Here is a 16,750-nt window from a genome sequence, read left to right as displayed (position 1 = left end):
ACTGACCAATATCGCGCCTTGGAGTCCGCATCATGCCTGTCATTACCGAAATCGCCGATCTCAAACGTATTTACGAACGGCGTGTGCCGCGCATGTTCTATGACTATTGCGAAAGCGGATCGTGGACCGAACAGACCTTTCGTGAAAACTCTTCCGATTTCGATGACATCCGCCTGCGTCAGCGCGTGGCGGTGGACATGTCGGGGCGCAGCACCAAGAGCCAGATGATCGGGCAGGACGTTGCCATGCCCGTGGCGCTTGCCCCGGTCGGCATGACGGGGATGCAACACGCCGATGGCGAGATCAAAGCCGCCCGAGCCGCTGAGGCCTTTGGCGTGCCCTTCACCCTGTCCACGATGTCTATCAACTCGATCGAAGATGTGGCCGAGGCGACAACGGCACCGTTCTGGTTTCAGCTTTATACCATGCGCGACACCGATTATGTCAGCCGCCTGATCCAGCGCGCCAAGGATGCGAAATGTTCGGCGCTGGTGATCACGCTGGACCTGCAGATTCTCGGGCAACGCCACAAGGACCTGAAAAACGGCCTGTCCGCCCCACCCAAACTGACGCCCAAGACCATCGCCAACCTTGCGACCAAATGGGCATGGGGTCTCGAAATGCTGGGGGCCAAGCGGCGCGAGTTCGGCAATATCGTGGGGCATGTCCAAGGTCTGAGCGACACCTCGCAACTGAGCGCCTGGACGGCAGAACAGTTTGATCCGACGCTGGACTGGAACAAGGTCGCCAAACTCAAGGAAGAATGGGGCGGCAAGGTGATCCTGAAGGGGATATTGGATGCCGAGGACGCCAAGATGGCGCTGAAGGTCGGAGCCGACGCGATTGTCGTCAGCAACCATGGCGGGCGTCAGCTGGACGGCGCACTGTCGTCGATCCGCGCGCTGCCGTCGATCCTGGACGCCGTGGGTGATCAGGTCGAGGTGCATCTGGACAGTGGCATCCGGTCGGGTCAAGACGTGCTGAAGGCGCTGGCGATGGGGGCCAAAGGGACGTTCATCGGCCGTGCCTTTATCTACGGACTGGGCGCGATGGGCCAACAAGGTGTCACCAAGGCGCTTGAGGTCATTCACCGTGAGATGGACCTGACAATGGCCCTGTGCGGCGAGACAAATGTTGCAAATCTGGGACGGCACAACCTGCTGATACCCGAAGACTTTGCAGGCCGCTGGCAAGACGGTCACTGACAGGGTAAGGCTGGGGTTATGTTGGTTTTCTCCGATCAGAACCTGGCCTTTCTTGCGGTCCCAAAGACCGGCACGACCGCCTTCGAGATGGCCCTGCGTCCGCGTGCAGACATTATCCTGTCCAAACGGCGCAAACACCTGACCGCGACTCGGTTTCACAACAAGGTGGCGCCGTTCCTGGCCGATACTTTTGATCTGACGGTTGAAACGATGGCGGTCATGCGCGACCCCATAGAGCAGATCCGCAGTTGGTACCGCTATCGCAGCGGCCCGCGCCAAAAAGGCACCAAGGCCAGCACGAACGGCTGCAGCTTTGACGAATTCGTGCTGGCAGTGATCTCGGACAACCCGCCGGCCTTTGCGGGCATCGGAAGCCAGTTCAACTTTGTCACCTCGGGCAAGGGCGAGGTGCTGGTGAACCACCTGTTCGCCTATGAACGCCAACCGGTGTTCCGCGCCTTTCTGACTCAAGCCTTTCGCGAGGAAATTGTGTTGAAGCAGAAAAATGTCTCGCCCCCTGCCGAGGCACCGCTGTCGGCAGCGGTCGAGGCGAAACTGCGCAAGGTGCGGGCGGATGAATTTGCGCTGTACGAACGGGTCAAGGCCGCAGGCGGCCATCTGGTCACGCCCGCCGCCTGACCTGTGCGGCAATCACCGGGATCAACACGGCGGCGGCCAGCACCAGCAACGCACCGATCATATAGAACGACGTGCGCAGCCCCCACCCTTCGCTGACCAGTCCCATCAGCGGCGGCCCGATGAAGAACGCGCCATACCCCAGCACCGACACGCGGCTGATCGCGGTCAGGCGGGCGGCGGGTTCGACCACACGCCCCGCCAGCGCGATCACCATCGGCACCACCACGGAAATGCCCAATCCCCCCAACGCAAAACCGAAATAGGCCATCATCAGGGTGCTGGCAGCCCCGGCCAGGATCACGCCAAAGGCGGACAATAAACAGGCGCAGGCAAGCAGGACCATCACGGGCAGGAACCGCGCCAGCGCATGACCACTCAACCGCCCGATGCCCATGGTCAAACCCAGAATCGCAGGCCCCAGCGCGCCCTGCGCGGGACCACCCTCCAGCGTGCGTTCCAGATGCAGCGCCGACCAGCCTTCGGTGCCTGCTTCGGTCAGAAAGCCGGTCAGCACCAGCAGCCCCATCAGCCACACCAGCACATGCGGAAAGGCTGCGGGTGCATCGCCCGTTTCGGGGATCGCAGGCGCTGCATCATCCCCCAGCATCATCAGGCACAAGAGCACGATCACCACCGCCATGACCCCAAAGACCGCAACCGGCGGCCAACCCGCCTCGCGCGCCCAGCCAACGATCAGCGCAGCACCGGCATAGGTGAAGGAATAAACGCCGTGGTTGAGGTTCATCAGGTCACGTCCGTGCTGCGCCTCTTTCTCGGACAGACGCGCGTTGACCAGCACATCGACAACACCCGAACCGACCGACGCCAGCGTCAGTGCAAACATCAACCCCAGCAAACTGCCCGCGGCACCGGCCCAGAGGAAACCCAACGCCACCGCAATCGCGAAGACAGGCAAGGCCGACGGCCCCGCGATCCGGTCCGCCATGGGGGCGAGCCACATCGCGGCCACCGCCCCCAGCGCGGCCAACAGGATCACGCTGCCATAGGCGCCGTCGGATGCGTTGATACCGGCCTTGATCACAGGCATCTGCGCGAAATACGACGCCCAGGCGATGCCAATCACCAGAAAGCCCGCCATCGGCTTGCGGCTGATCCAAAGGTCGCTAAAAATGCTCATGGGCGGTGCGGTGCCACGGGGTGCGCACCGGCACAAGGGGCCATGGCACGAACCCTGTGCAAAATCCCTCTTTTCACGGCATCCGATCCGGTCTATATGCGCGACTTCACGCGGGGTGGCAGCCTTGGAGGCACCCTGCCCTTATGTATTGGAGAATTACTATGGCTGGAGAGATTCCTGATCTCGAAGCTCTGGAACGGACGGGGACAGGCAAGGGCGCCGCTCGTCAGGCACGCCGTGATGGCATGGTTCCGGGCATTGTTTTTGGTGGCGACGCAGATCCGCTGCCCATCAACATCCCGTTCAACAAACTGCTGAAAATGCTGAAAGCGGGCCGTTTCAAATCGACCCTGTTCAACATGAAGGTCGAAGGTCATGACGACGTGCGCGTCATCTGCCGCGACGTTCAGCGTCACGTGGTCAAGGACCTGCCGACTCACGTCGATTTCATGCGTCTGCGCCGCACCACAAAAATCAACCTGTTCATCCCGGTTGAAGTGGTCGGCGAAGAAACATCGCCCGGCCTGAAGCACGGCGGCGTTCTGACAATGGTCCGTCCCGAAGTGGAACTGATCGTGACCGCGGGCGATATCCCCGATCACGTCACCATCGACGTTTCCGAAGTCGAAATCGGCGACAGCGTCACCATTTCCTCGGTGAAACTGCCCGAAGGCGCAAAGCCCACGATCGACCGTGACTTTGTCATCGCACAAATCTCGGCTCCGTCGGGTCTGGCATCGCAGTCGGACGACGAAGAAGAAGTGGCCGCAGACGAAGTGCCCGCCACCGAAATGGAAGCAGGCGCAGACGAATAAGTCTGGGCTTTCGCAGTCATTTGAAACGGGGTCCTTCGGGGCCCCGTTTTGCGTTTGGGGAAGGCATATGTTGGCCCTGTCCCGACAGGTTGACTGGACCCGCCTGCCCCCTGCGCGTATGCTGCGCCGCAACATCCAAGGGAGCGATTGATGAAACTGATCGTCGGTCTGGGCAATCCGGGCGCAAAATATGCAGGCCACCGCCACAACATCGGCTTTATGTGTCTGGACCGGATGGCGGATGACCACAGCTTTGGCCCCTGGAAATCCAAGTTCCAGGGACAGGTGATCGAAGGCCGCTTTGGCAGCGACCGTGTCGTGCTGCTGAAACCCGAGACGTTCATGAACAACTCGGGCCAGTCGGTGAATGCCGCTGTCCAGTTCTACAAACTTGAGCCGCAGGACGTGATCGTGCTGCATGACGAGCTGGACCTTGCCCCCGGCAAGGTGCGCTTCAAACAGGGTGGCGGACATGCCGGGCACAACGGTCTGCGCTCGATCCATGCTCATCTTGGGGCCGACTACGGACGCGTGCGGCTGGGCATCGGCCATCCGGGGCACAAGGACCGCGTGGCGGGCTATGTGCTGCACGACTTTGCCAAGGCCGATCAGGACTGGCTGGACGATGTGCTGCGCGGTGTATCGGACGGGGCGCAGTATCTGGCGCAGGACGATCCGGCCAAGTTCATGAACGCCGTGGCGCTGCGTGTATCGCCGCCCCGCTCGGGCACAGGCGACAAGGGGCCGAAAGTCAAGCCGGAGCCCCCGAAGCCCGCAGCCGAACCGGAACCCGAAGCGCCACGCTCGGCCCTGCAAAGACTGGTGGAGCGTTTCAAGTGAGCCTTGCGGAAGCTTTCCGCAACCAGGCGCAATCCTGCGCACGGCTTGATTCGCCTTTTATGCAACGCCTGCTGACGCTTCTGGCGACCGACTGGCCTACCGACAGTGCTCTGGCGCGGAAACTGGACACCTTCAGCGGCGACATCGGGCCGTCGGGCCATTCCCTGCCCCTGCGTGTCGCGGGCGGATTGCACGCGCTGGTGCTCTCCGGGCGCAGCCCCCGGCTCGCCGCCTGCTACCCGCCCCACGCCCCCGATGATGCGCCGCTGCGCGATGCCGTGCTGGAAGCATTGTTCACGCACGAAGCCTTCCTGCTCGACTGGATCGACAGCCCGCCGCAAACCAACGAGGTTCGCCGTTCCGCTGCCCTGATCGCGGGGGCACGGGTCGCCTGCGCGCAGTTTGACCTGCCGGTGATGCTCAGCGAGCTGGGCGCATCCGGCGGGCTGAACCTGATGTGGGACCATTTTGCGCTGAGCGTGGCGGGGACGACCCTTGGTCCCGCCGATCCCGCCCTGACACTGTCCCCGGACTGGACCGGTCCGCTGCCCCCCGCCACGGTGCCGCGCATCGCGAGCCGCGCGGGCGTGGACCTGAACCCGCTGAACCCGCGCGACGCGGATGACCTGCTGCGCCTCACTGCCTATCTTTGGGCCGACCAGCCCGAACGTCTGGCCCGCACCCGCGCCGCTGCCGCCGTGTTTGACGCAGAGATGACACGCGGCGATGCTATCGACTGGCTGGAACAGCGCCTGAACGCCCAGCCCGAAGGGCAGATGCACCTGATCCAGCACACGGTCGCTTGGCAGTATTTCCCCGCCGTCGCACAGGTCCGTGGCACTGCCCTGATCGAAGCAGCCGGCGCAAAGGCCACGCGAACCCGCCCGCTGGCATGGCTGTCGATGGAAACCGAAGGCGACGTGACCGGCGTAGTAGGGGCCGCCCTGATCCTGCGCCTGTGGCCGGGTGATCTGCGCCTGACGCTGGGACGTGCCGATTTTCATGGACGTTGGGTCAACTGGACTGGACCGACATAGGATTTGCCCCGCCCCCCTGTCACGTGATTGACTGGGGGCAAGTAATTTGGGGGAAAAACCTTGCGCCGCTTGTTGAAATGGGCCGTTCGCATCCTGTTGATGGCCATACTGGCCGCCGCTGTCATTGGCTTTTGGAAGCGTGAAGAAATCATGCGCCTGATGGCAGTGAACAGCCTGTTTTCCGAGGATAAGATCGTCGGCAACTTCAGCCACATGAACGACGCATTCCTGTCGCGTGAAATCCCGCGCGGGGACGGGCCGATTTCGCCCCTGCCCTACGGCGCCCCCATGACCCTGCCCGAAGGCACCGACGCCTGGATCAAGGAGCGCGCCGTTACCTCGCTGCTGGTGCTGAAGGACGGCCAGATCGTCTACGAGGACTATTTCCTCGGCACCACCGAGGACGACCTGCGCATCAGCTGGTCCGTCGCCAAAAGCTTTCTGTCCGCGTTGATGGGCATCATCGTTGAAGAAGGCGCGATCGCGTCGCTGGACGATCCCGTTACCCGGTACGCGCCACAACTGAAGGGGGGTGCCTATGACGGGGCGACCATCCGCAACGTACTGCAAATGTCGTCTGGCGTGACCTTTGACGAGGATTACCTAGACTACGACAGCGACATCAACCGCATGGGTCGCGTGCTGGCCCTGGGCGGCAGGATGGACGATTTTGCCGCCAGCCTGACCGAGACCTTCACCGCCCCCGGCACGCAGATGCAATACACCTCGATCGACACCCACGTTCTGGGCATGGTGATCCGAGGAGCCACAGGCCGCGACATCCCTGCGCTGCTGTCCGAGAAGATCATCGCCCCCCTGGGGGTCGAGGCCACGCCCTATTATGTCACCGACGGCGTCGGTGTCGCCTTTGTGCTGGGCGGGCTGAACCTGCGCACGCGCGACTATGCCCGCTTTGGCCAGATGATCGAGCAGGACGGGAAGTGGCAGGGCAAACAGATCGTGCCCGCAGACTGGATCGACACCGCAATTCGTCCCACAGCCAAGACATCGCCCGGCGAAATCGGCTATGGTTACCAATGGTGGGTGCCGGTGGGCGCCGTGCCGGGCCGAGAGGTCACGGGGCGCGGCGTCTATGGCCAGTATCTTTATATCGACAAGGACGCGCATGTGGTAATCGTCGTCACCGCCGCCGACCGCAAATTTCGCGACCCCGGCGTGACCGATGCCAGCATCGACACGCTGCGCCGGATCACCAAAGCCACGGAGGCAAAAGATGGAACCTGATGACGCCGTAAACGTATTGGGCCAAGCCCTGACCCCTTGCAGCACCGCCCCGCTGACCGGCTTTTTCCGCGACGGGCATTGCAACACCTGCGCCCAAGATCACGGCAGCCACACAGTATGCGCGGTGATGACAGCCGAATTCCTCGCCTATTCCAAATACGTCGGCAACGATCTCAGCACACCGCGTCCCGAGTTCGGCTTTGACGGGCTGAAACCCGGAGACCGCTGGTGCCTGTGCGCCGCGCGGTTCCTGCAAGCGCACGACGAAGGCTGTGCCCCTGCTGTGTCCCTCGCCTCCACCCATCAGCGGGCCCTCGATATCGTGCCGCTGGACGTGCTAAAGGCCCACGCTTCCTAGGCGCAGGCCCCTGCTTCATCTTGCCCGATAAACTCCGGGGGAGGCGCACGGCGCCGGGGGCAGCGCCCCCAGTCCCCTGTCAGCCGAAATTCCCCATCTCGAACCCCAGCGCCTTGGCCACGGTAAAGATGTCCTTGTCGCCGCGCCCGCACATGTTCATGCAGATGATGTGATCCTTGGGCAGGGTCGGTGCCAGCTTCATCACATGAGCCAGCGCGTGGCTGGGTTCCAACGCCGGAATGATCCCTTCGAGCGCACAGCTCAACTGGAATGCCTCCAGCGCCTCGACATCGGTGATGCTGACGTATTTCGCCCGCCCGATCTCGTGCAGCCAAGCGTGTTCGGGGCCGATGCCGGGATAGTCCAGCCCCGCCGAGATTGAGAACCCTTCGAGGATCTGGCCATCGTCATCCTGCAACAGATAGGTGCGGTTGCCGTGCAGCACGCCGGGGCGGCCACCGGTCAGCGACGCGCAGTGCTCCATCTTGGCGTTCACGCCCTTGCCGCCGGCCTCGACGCCGATGATGTTGACTTCCTTGTCGTCAAGGAACGGAAAAAACAGGCCCATCGCGTTCGAGCCACCGCCGATCGCCGCAACCAGCGTATCGGGCAAACGGCCTTCGGCGGCATCCATCTGTTCGCGGACTTCCTTGCCAATGATGGCCTGAAAGTCGCGCACCATCGCAGGGTACGGGTGCGGACCCGCCACCGTGCCGATGCAATAGAACGTATCGCGTACGTTGGTCACCCAGTCGCGCAGCGCGTCGTTCATCGCATCCTTCAGTGTGCCACGACCCGAGGTCACCGGCACCACTTCAGCCCCCAGCAGACGCATGCGGAACACGTTGGGCGCCTGACGTTCAACATCATGCGCGCCCATGTAGACCACGCATTTCAGACCGAACTTGGCACAGACCGTGGCCGTGGCCACACCGTGCTGGCCCGCGCCGGTTTCCGCGATGATCCGCGTCTTGCCCATGCGGCGGGCCAGGATGATCTGGCCCAGCACGTTGTTGATCTTGTGCGCACCGGTGTGGTTCAGCTCGTCGCGTTTCATATAGACCTTGGCACCGCCCAGATGATCGGTCAGCCGTTCCGCGAAATACAGCGGCGACGGGCGGCCCACGTAATGCGTCCACAGGTCGTTCATCTCGGCCCAGAAGCTGTCGTCGGTCTTGGCCTTCTCGTATTCTTCCTCAAGGCTCAGGATCAGCGGCATCAGCGTTTCGGACACGAAACGCCCACCGAAATCGCCAAAGCGGCCCTGTTCGTCGGGGCCGGTCATGAATGAATTGAAGAGATCGTTCGCCATCGGGGCTGCTCCTGTCTGGTGTAGACTTGGACCTAGCTTTCAGCGCCCTGCGTGTAAAGGACTAGCCGTTTTTGCGGCCTGTAATCTTGCTTTTCAAGCTTTTCAGAACGCTGCCATGCTGTCCGCCGCGCAGACGGATCAACAGCCGGTGCCAGCGGTCGTTTTCCAGCACATTGGGGATGCGTTCGGAAATGGCCTGGACCAGCACCTCCATCTGCTCAGGCGTGAATGTCAGGTCGCTTTGGTCTTCGGTCCCGGGCGCGTCCCCCGGCACCTCAAGCCTGTAGGCCTCGGAGGGTGGCAACAGCGCGTTCACTTCGGTCACGATGGGGGTTTGGCGCGCAACAAAGGCATCAAGCGCCCGCGCTGATGCAACCGGCCTGTCCGCGCGGATTTCTGGCAAGGCGTTGCACAGGGCGTCCGACACGAACCGGCTGCTGCGGCGGCCCCAGTGGCGGTTGAACATACGTTGCAGTTCCATTTCCGAACGTGTCAGCGATCGGTTGACCCGCCCGGCTGCCGCCGGTGTCAGCGTATCGGCAGGCACGCCCAGTGCGTCGGTCAGGCTGCGCAGGATGTCAGCGGCATGATTGGAATAATTGATGACTGTCAGATCGACACCGGCCCGGTCCGCAAGCCGGATCATTTCGCGCACCTTTGACGGTGTCGGATAGCCCGCCAGAAAAGCGTCAAAGCTGATATCCGCGCCCCCGCGCTTGACGGTTTGACCATAGACTGAACAGGCGTGGTCGAAAGGGTTGCGCACATACAGGATCAGCTGAACAGGAACCCCAAGGTTTGCGACGCGGGACAGCAGGTCGGGATCGTTCAGGAAAAAGTGGATCAGGCTTTCATTGGACAAAAGCACATCCTGCGCGCTGCGCTTCAGCGCTGCCTTTGCGGTGGCGACCAGCGTGCGCCCGTTCACGTTTCCCGCGGTGATCTGACCCGCGCGGGCCTGCGCAAGAGAGGCATGGTCAGGATACACGATGCCCTGTGCCGCCAGCGCATCGGTGCTGAGCGCCAGCGCCGATTGCAGCGCGCTGGAGCCGGTTTTTCCATGTCCAATATGCAGAATGAGCCGTGCCATAGGTTTCTGCCCTTTCCGGTGGTCAGACCCGCACAGGGGCAGCGTGCGCCGTACGGCAGAAGGCCGCGATCTTGTCCGCGTCCTTGACGCCCGGCGCGGATTCGACACCGGATGATACATCAACCTGCCGTGCGCCGGTGACCCGGATCGCTTCGGCCACGTTGTCCGGGGTCAGCCCGCCCGCCAGCATCCACGGGACCGGCCAGCGACGGCCTGCGATCAGACGCCAGTCAAACGACAGCCCGTTGCCGCCGGGCAGCGCGGCGGTGCGTGGCGGCTTGGCGTCCACCAGGATCTGGTCGGCCACTGTCAGATAGCTGTCCAATGCCCACAGGTCGGACGCATCCGCCACGCCAACTGCCTTCATCACCGGAAGCCCATAACGCGCCTTGACCTCGGTCACGCGCGCCGGGGTTTCGTGCCCGTGCAGTTGCAACATATCCAACGGCACTTGTGCGGTCAGGGCGTCCAGAAAGGCGTTGTCGGCATCCACGGTCAGGGCGACCTTGGCCAGCCCCACAGGCGCGTCCACCGCCAGCGCTGCCGCCGCATCAAACGACAGGTTGCGCGGAGATTTCGCAAAGAACACGAAACCGCAATAGGCAGCCCCTGACGCCGCGGTCACGGCAACATCGGCCGCCGCCCGCAGCCCACAGATCTTTACAGCTATGTCAGGTGACATAAAAACCGGTCAGCCCGCTTCATCCAGAAGGGCCAAAACCTCGTCCTTGCCCTCGTGCTTTTCGCCTCTCAGGCGCTTCACTTCGCGCTCAAGCTTGCGCACTTCGCGGCCCTTGCGCGATGCCTCGGCGCGGACCGCATGTTCACGCATCCATTCCCAGACAAAACCGACCAGAAGCCCCACGATGATGCCCATGAAGATCACCAGAAACATCGGCAACTGGATGGACGGGTTCAACGCGAAATAGCCTGCCACCTCTGAAGGCAGCACTTTCAGAGTCACCACCTCGCGGTTGGCGAGGGCAACGGCAATCAGGGCAATCGCGAAAATCGCGATGCAGGCATAACGAATATAGCGCATTCAGTCGTTTCCGTTCAGTCGGTCTCGAAGCAGCTTGCCGGTTTTGAAGAATGGCACATGCTTTTCTTCTACGTGAACGGTTTCACCCGTGCGTGGGTTCCGTCCGACACGTGCATCGCGCTGTTTTACGGAAAACGCTCCAAAGCCGCGCAGCTCGACCCGGTCACCACGCGACATGGCTCCGGTGATTTCCTCAAAAATTGTATTCACAATCCGTTCGACATCTCGCTGATACAGGTGTGGATTCTCGTCTGCGATTTTCTGAATAAGTTCAGACCGGATCATATTTGTCCCCCCGGGGCGTTATTCGCGCTTGTCACAAGAGGTGACTATAGGAACAAAAATCAATTGCGGAAACAGGTAGCGCAAGCAGCAAGCAAGAATTTGCAGGGCGAAGGCGCTGTTTCGGGTGAGAAAATCGCGTTTGGACACCATTGCCCATCAACAAGGCAAGGCCGCGCTCAAAAACCGCGCCGCTGGCGGTCGCGATGATTCGGACAGAAAAAAGCCCCGCATCCGAAGATGCGAGGCCCTATGTCATAGTTTATACCAACTGCCCGAAGGCAGGGCTGGATCAATCGTCGCCTTTCAGCGCGGCGCCCAGAATGTCGCCCAGCGATGCGCCCGAGTCGGAGGAACCATACTGTTCGACGGCCTCTTTCTCTTCTGCGATCTCGCGTGCCTTGATCGACACACCCAGACGACGCGATTTGTTGTCGACGTTGGTGATGCGCACATCAACCTTGTCGCCAACGCTAAAGCGCTCGGGGCGTTGCTCGGCACGGTCACGCGACAGGTCGGAGCGGCGGATGAAGGATTTCATGCCCTCATATTCCACTTCGATGCCGCCTTCTTCGATCGCGGTCACGGTCACGGTCACGATCGAGCCGCGCTTCACGCCGCCAACCGCTTCTGCGAACTTGTCGCCACCAACGCCTTTGATCGAGAGCGAGATGCGCTCTTTCTCGACGTCAACTTCCGAAACGACGGCCTGAACCATGTCGCCCTTGCGGTAGTTCTGGATGGCGTCTTCGCCACGCTCGTCCCAGGACAGGTCGGACAGGTGAACCATGCCGTCGATGTCGCCCGGCAGACCCACGAACAGACCGAATTCGGTGATGTTCTTGACTTCGCCTTCGACTTCGGTGCCCTCGGGGTGTGTTTCTGCAAACACTTCCCACGGGTTGCGCATGGTCTGTTTCAGGCCCAGCGAAACGCGACGCTTGGCGCTGTCGATTTCCAGAACCATGACCTCAACCTCTTGCGAGGTGGACACGATTTTACCGGGGTGCACGTTCTTCTTGGTCCAGGACATTTCCGAGACGTGAACCAGACCTTCAACACCCGGCTCCAGCTCAACAAATGCGCCGTAGTCTGTGATGTTGGTCACGCGGCCGGTGTGCGCCGATTCCAGCGGATATTTGGCAGCCACCAGATCCCACGGATCTTCCTGCAGTTGTTTCATGCCCAGCGAAATGCGGTGCGTGTCCTTGTTGATCTTGATGACCTGAACGTTGATCGATTCACCGATCGACAGGATTTCCGACGGGTGGTTGACCCGGCGCCATGCCATGTCTGTGACGTGCAGCAGGCCGTCAACGCCGCCCAGATCAACGAACGCACCGTATTCGGTGATGTTCTTGACCACGCCTTCGACGGTTTGACCTTCGGTCAGGTTGCCGATGACTTCGGCGCGCTGTTCGGCACGCGATTCTTCCAGGATGGCGCGACGCGAGACAACGATGTTGCCACGGCGACGGTCCATTTTCAGGATCTGGAAGGGTTGCTTCAGACCCATCAGCGGGCCTGCGTCACGCACGGGGCGCACGTCAACCTGAGAACCGGGCAGGAACGCAACCGCGCCGCCCAGATCAACGGTAAAGCCGCCTTTGACACGGCCAAAGATCGCACCTTCGACGCGGGTGTCGTCGGCGTAAGCTTTTTCGAGACGATCCCATGCTTCTTCACGGCGGGCCATTTCGCGGCTGATGACGGCTTCGCCACGCGCGTTTTCGACCTGACGCAGGAACACTTCGACCTCATCGCCGGGGGCGATTTTGGGCTGTTCACCGGGATCTGCAAATTCTTTGATGTCAACGCGGCCTTCCATCTTGTAGCCGACGTCGATGATGGCTTGGCCCGCTTCAATTGCGATGACTTTGCCTTTTACGACAGACCCTTCTTCGGGTGTGTCCATTTCGAAGCTTTCGTTCAGGAGGGCTTCGAATTCCTCCATAGATGTTGATTGAGCCATGTGGTCTCTGGTTTCCTAATCTACGTTTGTTTTCGGGCCGTGCGGTTGTCTCCGCCGGTCTTGAGGGTTTCGTTGGTCAGGTGAGCGGCAAAGCAAAGAGGGCCGGAGGTGTTCCGACCCTGCTCATCTCGATGCCTTGCGGTGTGTTCACCTTGCTGACAGGCGCGCGTATAGCGGGCTTGGGCCTTGTGCGCAAGGTCCAAGCGCCACCCTGCCCTAGCAATAGCGTTCCGGACCGTTCCATTGATCCGCGTTGTAGCGGTCGCCGTGGCACCAGCCGACGGGCAGCACCGCGTCGATGCGGGCCAGGTCGTCGGCGCTGAGCTGCAATTCGGCGCCGCGCACCAGATCGCGGAAGAATGCGGTGTGGCGGGTGCCGGGGATCGGGATGATGTGGTCACCCTGCGCAAGCAGCCAGGCAATCGACAGGGCCGCCGTGGGTTCGCCCATCTCGGCGGCCAGCGCCCGGAACCCCTTGAGAATTTCAAGGTTCGCCTCGAGGTTCGGCGATTGGAACCGCGGGTTGGTGCGCAGGAACGGCAGGCCCGCTGCCTTTTCTGCCGTCGCAGGCGTGTCCGTCAACAGCCCGCGCCCGACCGGAGAAAAGGCGACCAGCGCCGTGCCTAGTTCGGCGCAAGCCTGCACAAGCCCCAGTTCGGGGAAACGGGTTTGCAGGGAATATTCCGACTGCACCGCATCCACATGGGCCACGGCCACCGCACGGCGCAGGGACGAAGGGGCGATTTCGGAAAAGCCGATGGCCTTGACCTTGCCCTTTTTGCGCAGCGCATCCAGCGTGCCGGTGACCTCTTCAATCGGGATGTCGGCCTGACGGCGGTGGCAATAATACAGGTCCACGTGATCGACGCCGAGCCGCTTGAGGCTTTTGTCCAGTTCGGCCTCGAAATGCGCAGGGGTGTTGTCAAAGCAACGGTTGCCGCTTGCGTCTTTCGAAATGCCAGCCTTTGTCGCGATGTGGAATGCATCCCGCGCGCCCGGATTGGCGGCCAGATAGCTGCCGATAAAGCTTTCGGATTGGCCCATGCCATAGACATTCGATGTGTCGATATGGGTCACGCCCTGATCGCGCGCCATGTCCAGGATCGCGTGGCTGCCCTCCTCGGTTGCCTTGCCGTAGAAATCGGCAAAGGACATGGCGCCATAACCAAGTGCGGAAATCTCCGGGCCAAGTGCCCCCAGCTTGCGCATCTTCATCGGATCATCCTTTCACTTTTTTCACAGCGGCGATGGCTGCGGCCACCGCTTCGTCTATGGTCTTGTCGGAGGTATCGATCAGCACCGCGTCGTCTGCAGGCCGCAGCGGCGCCTCGGCGCGGTCCATGTCACGGGCATCGCGCGCTTTGACATCAGCGGTGACCGCATCCAGATCGGCAGGCTGTCCGCGCTGGACCAGCTCGTCATAGCGCCGCTTGGCGCGCACTTCGGCGCTGGCGGTGACGAACAGCTTTATTTCGGCCTGCGGGCAGATCACCGTGCCGATGTCGCGCCCGTCCAGAACGGCCCCCCCGGCCCTGCGGGCAAAGGCACGCTGGAAATCCAGCAACGCGGCACGCACCTCCGCGATGACAGCCACCTGGCTTGCGGCCTGCGCCACCGCCTGCGTGCGCAGGCTGTCGTTGTCCAGATCCGAGGCCACCAGCGCACGGGCGGCGGTCACGGCATCCTCGCCTGACAGCATCCGCGCACCCACGGCGCGGTACAACAACCCGGTGTCCAGATGCGCCATGTTGAAATGCGCAGCCACGGCCTTGGAGATCGTGCCTTTGCCTGCGGCTGCTGGGCCGTCGATGGCGATTGTGAACGGTTCGGTCATGAACTTCCTTCCGATTGCGCAATGCGCCCCTGAACATAGACCACGAGCGCAGCGATCAGGCAGGGGGCGAGAAACGCATATTTCAGCACGGTGGCAAGGCTGGCGGCCTGCACCATTTGTTGGGTCAGCGCGTCGGGTGCGGTCCGCAGCATCGCGGCCACACGCATGTTCTCGATGTAATCCGCGCCCAGATAGAACAGCACCAGCGCGCCCAGGCCCATCTGTGCGACGCCGCGAAACCGCGCCCGGATCACCACCAGCAAAACCGCGGACAACAACGCCGGAAAGACCGTGTCCAGCATCCTCTGTCGGCCCAGATAGACCTCGATCCCGTCTGTTATGCGCAAGGCCGCGATATAACCCTGCGCATAGTCCAGATCGTAACCGAAAACGCGCGCATCGAACACCGACCATTCGGGCGCAGGCGTCAGGCTGCGGGTCGCGGTCCATGCCATCGCCGCGAACACCAGCATCGTGGCCCACAAAAGCGGGCCGAACCAGCGGGGCAGCGGATCAGCCATTGCTGCGCGTGATGGCGGCACCCAGGCCCCCCATCAGCGGCTCGAATATCGGGAAGGAGGTGGCGATCGGCCCGCCATCATCCACCGACACGGGCCGCTGCGTTGCCATGCCCAACACCAGGAATGACATGGCAATGCGGTGATCCAGGTGGCTGGCGCAGGTCGCCCCACCCGGCACGTTGCCGTGGCCCAATCCGGTGACAGTCCACCAATCGGGGCCGTCCTCGACGGTGATCCCGTTGGCCTCAAGCCCCACCTTCATCGCGTCGATCCGGTCGCTTTCCTTGACGCGCAGTTCCTTGACGCCGGGCATATGCGTCTTGCCGTTGGCAAAGGCCGCGACGACCGACAGAACGGGGTATTCGTCGATCATGCTGGCGGCACGTTCGGCGGGCACTTCGATGCCTTTCAGATCGGGGGAGAACCGCGCACGCAGGTCGGCCACAGGCTCGCCGCCCTCTTCACGTTCGTTTTCATAGGTCAGGTCCGCCCCCATCTCGCGCAACGTGGTGAACAACCCTGCCCGCGTCGGGTTCAGGCCGATGTTGGGCACCAGCACGTCCGAGCCGGGCACGATCAACGCTGCACAGACCGGGAAGGCTGCGGACGACGGATCGCGAGGTACGTCAATATGCTGGGCCTTCAACTCCGGCTGACCGGTCAGGGTGATGACGCGGCCTTCGTCGGTGATCTCGGTGGTGATCTCCGCGCCAAAGCCTGCCAGCATCCGTTCGGTGTGGTCGCGGGTCGCCTCGGTCTCGATCACCACGGTTTTGCCGGGGGCGTTCAGCCCGGCCAGCAGCACCGCCGATTTCACCTGCGCCGACGGCACCGGCACGACGTAGCGCACTGGCACAGGCTCGGCCGCACCCACGATGGTCATGGGCAGACGCCCGCCCGAGCGGCCCACCGATTGTGTGCCAAACAAGGCCAGCGGATCGGTCACCCGCGCCATGGGACGGCCGTTCAGGCTGGCATCGCCGGTAAACGTCGCGGAAATGGGCGAGGTCGCCATACAACCCATGATCAGCCGCACGCCGGTGCCCGAGTTGCCGCAGTCAATCACCTGATCCGGTTCGGCAAAGCCCCCGACGCCGACACCGTGCACCGACCAGCTGCCGCCGCCGTGATCCGTCACCTCGGCGCCAAAGGCACGCATCGCGCGCGCCGTGTCCAGCACGTCCTGCCCTTCCAGCAATCCGGTGATCGTGGTTTCGCCCACGCTCAGGGCACCCAGGATCAACGAGCGATGCGAGATCGACTTGTCGCCCGGCACCTGCGCCGTTCCGGTCAGCGCACCGCAGGCGCGCGAGGTCATAGGGATGGGGGCACCGTGGCTGGACATGGCAATTCCTTGGTTTCGTGTTCGCGCCAAGTCTTAGCCGCTCGTTTCCGTCACGTCCATGCACGGAACATGCCC

At 62.4% G+C, this 16,750-nt stretch carries 18 protein-coding genes; 7 read left to right on the top strand and 11 right to left on the bottom strand.

Features of this window, described 5'->3' with window-relative positions:
• The first annotated feature begins 32 nt into the window (after positions 1 to 32).
• A complete protein-coding gene (locus BUC08_RS10880) occupies positions 33 to 1,205 on the top strand; it encodes an alpha-hydroxy acid oxidase (RefSeq protein WP_037923891.1) in 1,173 nt (390 codons plus the stop codon).
• Between the two features lie 18 nt (positions 1,206 to 1,223).
• Entirely contained in the window at positions 1,224 to 1,844 is a 621-nt protein-coding gene (locus tag BUC08_RS10875; RefSeq protein WP_037923892.1) for a hypothetical protein, read from the top strand.
• On the opposite strand, the gene BUC08_RS10870 is transcribed toward BUC08_RS10875, so the two are convergent.
• A complete protein-coding gene (locus BUC08_RS10870) occupies positions 1,828 to 2,982 on the bottom strand; it encodes an MFS transporter (protein WP_037923894.1) in 1,155 nt (384 codons plus the stop codon). The two genes, BUC08_RS10875 and BUC08_RS10870, sit on opposite strands and share 17 nt — an antisense overlap.
• Before the next feature lie 161 nt (positions 2,983 to 3,143).
• Between BUC08_RS10870 and BUC08_RS10865 the strand changes: the two genes are divergently transcribed.
• From BUC08_RS10865 to BUC08_RS10845, 5 genes are all read left to right on the top strand, one after another.
• Positions 3,144 to 3,797, top strand: coding sequence for a 50S ribosomal protein L25/general stress protein Ctc (locus BUC08_RS10865; RefSeq protein WP_037923896.1), 654 nt, complete (start codon positions 3,144 to 3,146; stop codon positions 3,795 to 3,797).
• A gap of 150 nt (positions 3,798 to 3,947) precedes the next feature.
• Entirely contained in the window at positions 3,948 to 4,637 is a 690-nt protein-coding gene (gene pth, locus BUC08_RS10860; protein ID WP_037923899.1) for an aminoacyl-tRNA hydrolase, read from the top strand.
• A complete protein-coding gene (locus BUC08_RS10855) occupies positions 4,634 to 5,674 on the top strand; it encodes a DUF2332 domain-containing protein (protein WP_037923902.1) in 1,041 nt (346 codons plus the stop codon). The genes pth and BUC08_RS10855 overlap by 4 nt, the downstream gene beginning before the upstream one ends.
• Before the next feature lie 60 nt (positions 5,675 to 5,734).
• Positions 5,735 to 6,919 carry a serine hydrolase domain-containing protein gene (locus BUC08_RS10850; protein ID WP_037923905.1) on the top strand — a complete coding sequence of 395 codons (1,185 nt, stop codon included), beginning with the start codon at positions 5,735 to 5,737 and terminating at the stop codon, positions 6,917 to 6,919.
• Complete coding sequence (locus BUC08_RS10845) at positions 6,909 to 7,277, top strand: DUF2237 family protein (protein ID WP_037923907.1); 369 nt, start codon at positions 6,909 to 6,911, stop codon at positions 7,275 to 7,277. The genes BUC08_RS10850 and BUC08_RS10845 overlap by 11 nt, the downstream gene beginning before the upstream one ends.
• Positions 7,278 to 7,356: 79 nt before the next feature.
• Here the strand turns inward: BUC08_RS10845 and trpB are convergent, their stop codons facing one another.
• From trpB to aroA, 10 genes are all read right to left on the bottom strand, one after another.
• Positions 7,357 to 8,589 carry a tryptophan synthase subunit beta gene (gene trpB / locus BUC08_RS10840; RefSeq protein ID WP_037923908.1) on the bottom strand — a complete coding sequence of 411 codons (1,233 nt, stop codon included), beginning with the start codon at positions 8,587 to 8,589 and terminating at the stop codon, positions 7,357 to 7,359.
• A 61-nt stretch (positions 8,590 to 8,650) separates the two neighbouring features.
• Complete coding sequence (locus tag BUC08_RS10835) at positions 8,651 to 9,679, bottom strand: hypothetical protein (RefSeq protein WP_037923911.1); 1,029 nt, start codon at positions 9,677 to 9,679, stop codon at positions 8,651 to 8,653.
• A gap of 22 nt (positions 9,680 to 9,701) precedes the next feature.
• Positions 9,702 to 10,361, bottom strand: coding sequence for a phosphoribosylanthranilate isomerase (locus tag BUC08_RS10830; protein WP_037923913.1), 660 nt, complete (start codon positions 10,359 to 10,361; stop codon positions 9,702 to 9,704).
• Positions 10,362 to 10,370: 9 nt separating this feature from the next.
• Positions 10,371 to 10,721, bottom strand: coding sequence for a LapA family protein (locus BUC08_RS10825; RefSeq protein ID WP_037923915.1), 351 nt, complete (start codon positions 10,719 to 10,721; stop codon positions 10,371 to 10,373).
• Positions 10,722 to 11,006, bottom strand: coding sequence for an integration host factor subunit beta (gene ihfB / locus BUC08_RS10820; RefSeq protein ID WP_028958446.1), 285 nt, complete (start codon positions 11,004 to 11,006; stop codon positions 10,722 to 10,724).
• Between the two features lie 289 nt (positions 11,007 to 11,295).
• Positions 11,296 to 12,975: a 30S ribosomal protein S1 gene (rpsA, locus tag BUC08_RS10815; protein ID WP_073194204.1), complete on the bottom strand. Its 1,680-nt coding sequence runs from the start codon at positions 12,973 to 12,975 to the stop codon at positions 11,296 to 11,298.
• A gap of 216 nt (positions 12,976 to 13,191) precedes the next feature.
• Positions 13,192 to 14,190, bottom strand: a complete 999-nt coding sequence (locus tag BUC08_RS10810) for an aldo/keto reductase (RefSeq protein ID WP_037923920.1) — start codon at positions 14,188 to 14,190, stop codon at positions 13,192 to 13,194.
• Positions 14,191 to 14,194: 4 nt separating this feature from the next.
• Positions 14,195 to 14,809 (bottom strand): (d)CMP kinase, encoded by a 615-nt coding sequence (locus BUC08_RS10805; protein WP_037923921.1) that lies wholly within the window; start codon positions 14,807 to 14,809, stop codon positions 14,195 to 14,197.
• Positions 14,806 to 15,330, bottom strand: a complete 525-nt coding sequence (locus BUC08_RS10800; protein ID WP_037923923.1) for a hypothetical protein — start codon at positions 15,328 to 15,330, stop codon at positions 14,806 to 14,808. The genes BUC08_RS10805 and BUC08_RS10800 overlap by 4 nt, the downstream gene beginning before the upstream one ends.
• Entirely contained in the window at positions 15,323 to 16,675 is a 1,353-nt protein-coding gene (gene aroA / locus BUC08_RS10795; protein ID WP_037923926.1) for a 3-phosphoshikimate 1-carboxyvinyltransferase, read from the bottom strand. Before aroA ends, BUC08_RS10800 begins: the two co-directional genes overlap by 8 nt.
• Positions 16,676 to 16,750: the final 75 nt, after the last annotated feature.

It is taken from the genome of Pseudosulfitobacter pseudonitzschiae, assembly GCF_900129395.1.
GTDB classification, from domain to species: domain Bacteria; phylum Pseudomonadota; class Alphaproteobacteria; order Rhodobacterales; family Rhodobacteraceae; genus Pseudosulfitobacter; species Pseudosulfitobacter pseudonitzschiae.
The sequence above is the reverse complement of the archived record's forward strand: the minus strand, read 5'-3'. Positions and strand labels throughout refer to the sequence as shown.

Bases quoted from the DNA above. Each gene is read 5' to 3' on its own strand.
- BUC08_RS10880 (WP_037923891.1), top strand. From the start codon at position 33: ATGCCTGTCATTACCGAAATCGCCGATCTCAAACGTATTTACGAACGG.
- BUC08_RS10875 (WP_037923892.1), top strand. From the start codon at position 1,224: ATGTTGGTTTTCTCCGATCAGAACCTGGCCTTTCTTGCGGTCCCAAAG.
- BUC08_RS10870 (WP_037923894.1), bottom strand. From the start codon at position 2,982: ATGAGCATTTTTAGCGACCTTTGGATCAGCCGCAAGCCGATGGCGGGC.
- BUC08_RS10865 (WP_037923896.1), top strand. From the start codon at position 3,144: ATGGCTGGAGAGATTCCTGATCTCGAAGCTCTGGAACGGACGGGGACA.
- pth (WP_037923899.1), top strand. From the start codon at position 3,948: ATGAAACTGATCGTCGGTCTGGGCAATCCGGGCGCAAAATATGCAGGC.
- BUC08_RS10845 (WP_037923907.1), top strand. From the start codon at position 6,909: ATGGAACCTGATGACGCCGTAAACGTATTGGGCCAAGCCCTGACCCCT.
- trpB (WP_037923908.1), bottom strand. From the start codon at position 8,589: ATGGCGAACGATCTCTTCAATTCATTCATGACCGGCCCCGACGAACAG.
- BUC08_RS10835 (WP_037923911.1), bottom strand. From the start codon at position 9,679: ATGGCACGGCTCATTCTGCATATTGGACATGGAAAAACCGGCTCCAGC.
- BUC08_RS10830 (WP_037923913.1), bottom strand. From the start codon at position 10,361: ATGTCACCTGACATAGCTGTAAAGATCTGTGGGCTGCGGGCGGCGGCC.
- BUC08_RS10825 (WP_037923915.1), bottom strand. From the start codon at position 10,721: ATGCGCTATATTCGTTATGCCTGCATCGCGATTTTCGCGATTGCCCTG.
- ihfB (WP_028958446.1), bottom strand. From the start codon at position 11,006: ATGATCCGGTCTGAACTTATTCAGAAAATCGCAGACGAGAATCCACAC.
- rpsA (WP_073194204.1), bottom strand. From the start codon at position 12,975: ATGGCTCAATCAACATCTATGGAGGAATTCGAAGCCCTCCTGAACGAA.
- BUC08_RS10810 (WP_037923920.1), bottom strand. From the start codon at position 14,190: ATGAAGATGCGCAAGCTGGGGGCACTTGGCCCGGAGATTTCCGCACTT.
- BUC08_RS10805 (WP_037923921.1), bottom strand. From the start codon at position 14,809: ATGACCGAACCGTTCACAATCGCCATCGACGGCCCAGCAGCCGCAGGC.
- BUC08_RS10800 (WP_037923923.1), bottom strand. From the start codon at position 15,330: ATGGCTGATCCGCTGCCCCGCTGGTTCGGCCCGCTTTTGTGGGCCACG.
- aroA (WP_037923926.1), bottom strand. From the start codon at position 16,675: ATGTCCAGCCACGGTGCCCCCATCCCTATGACCTCGCGCGCCTGCGGT.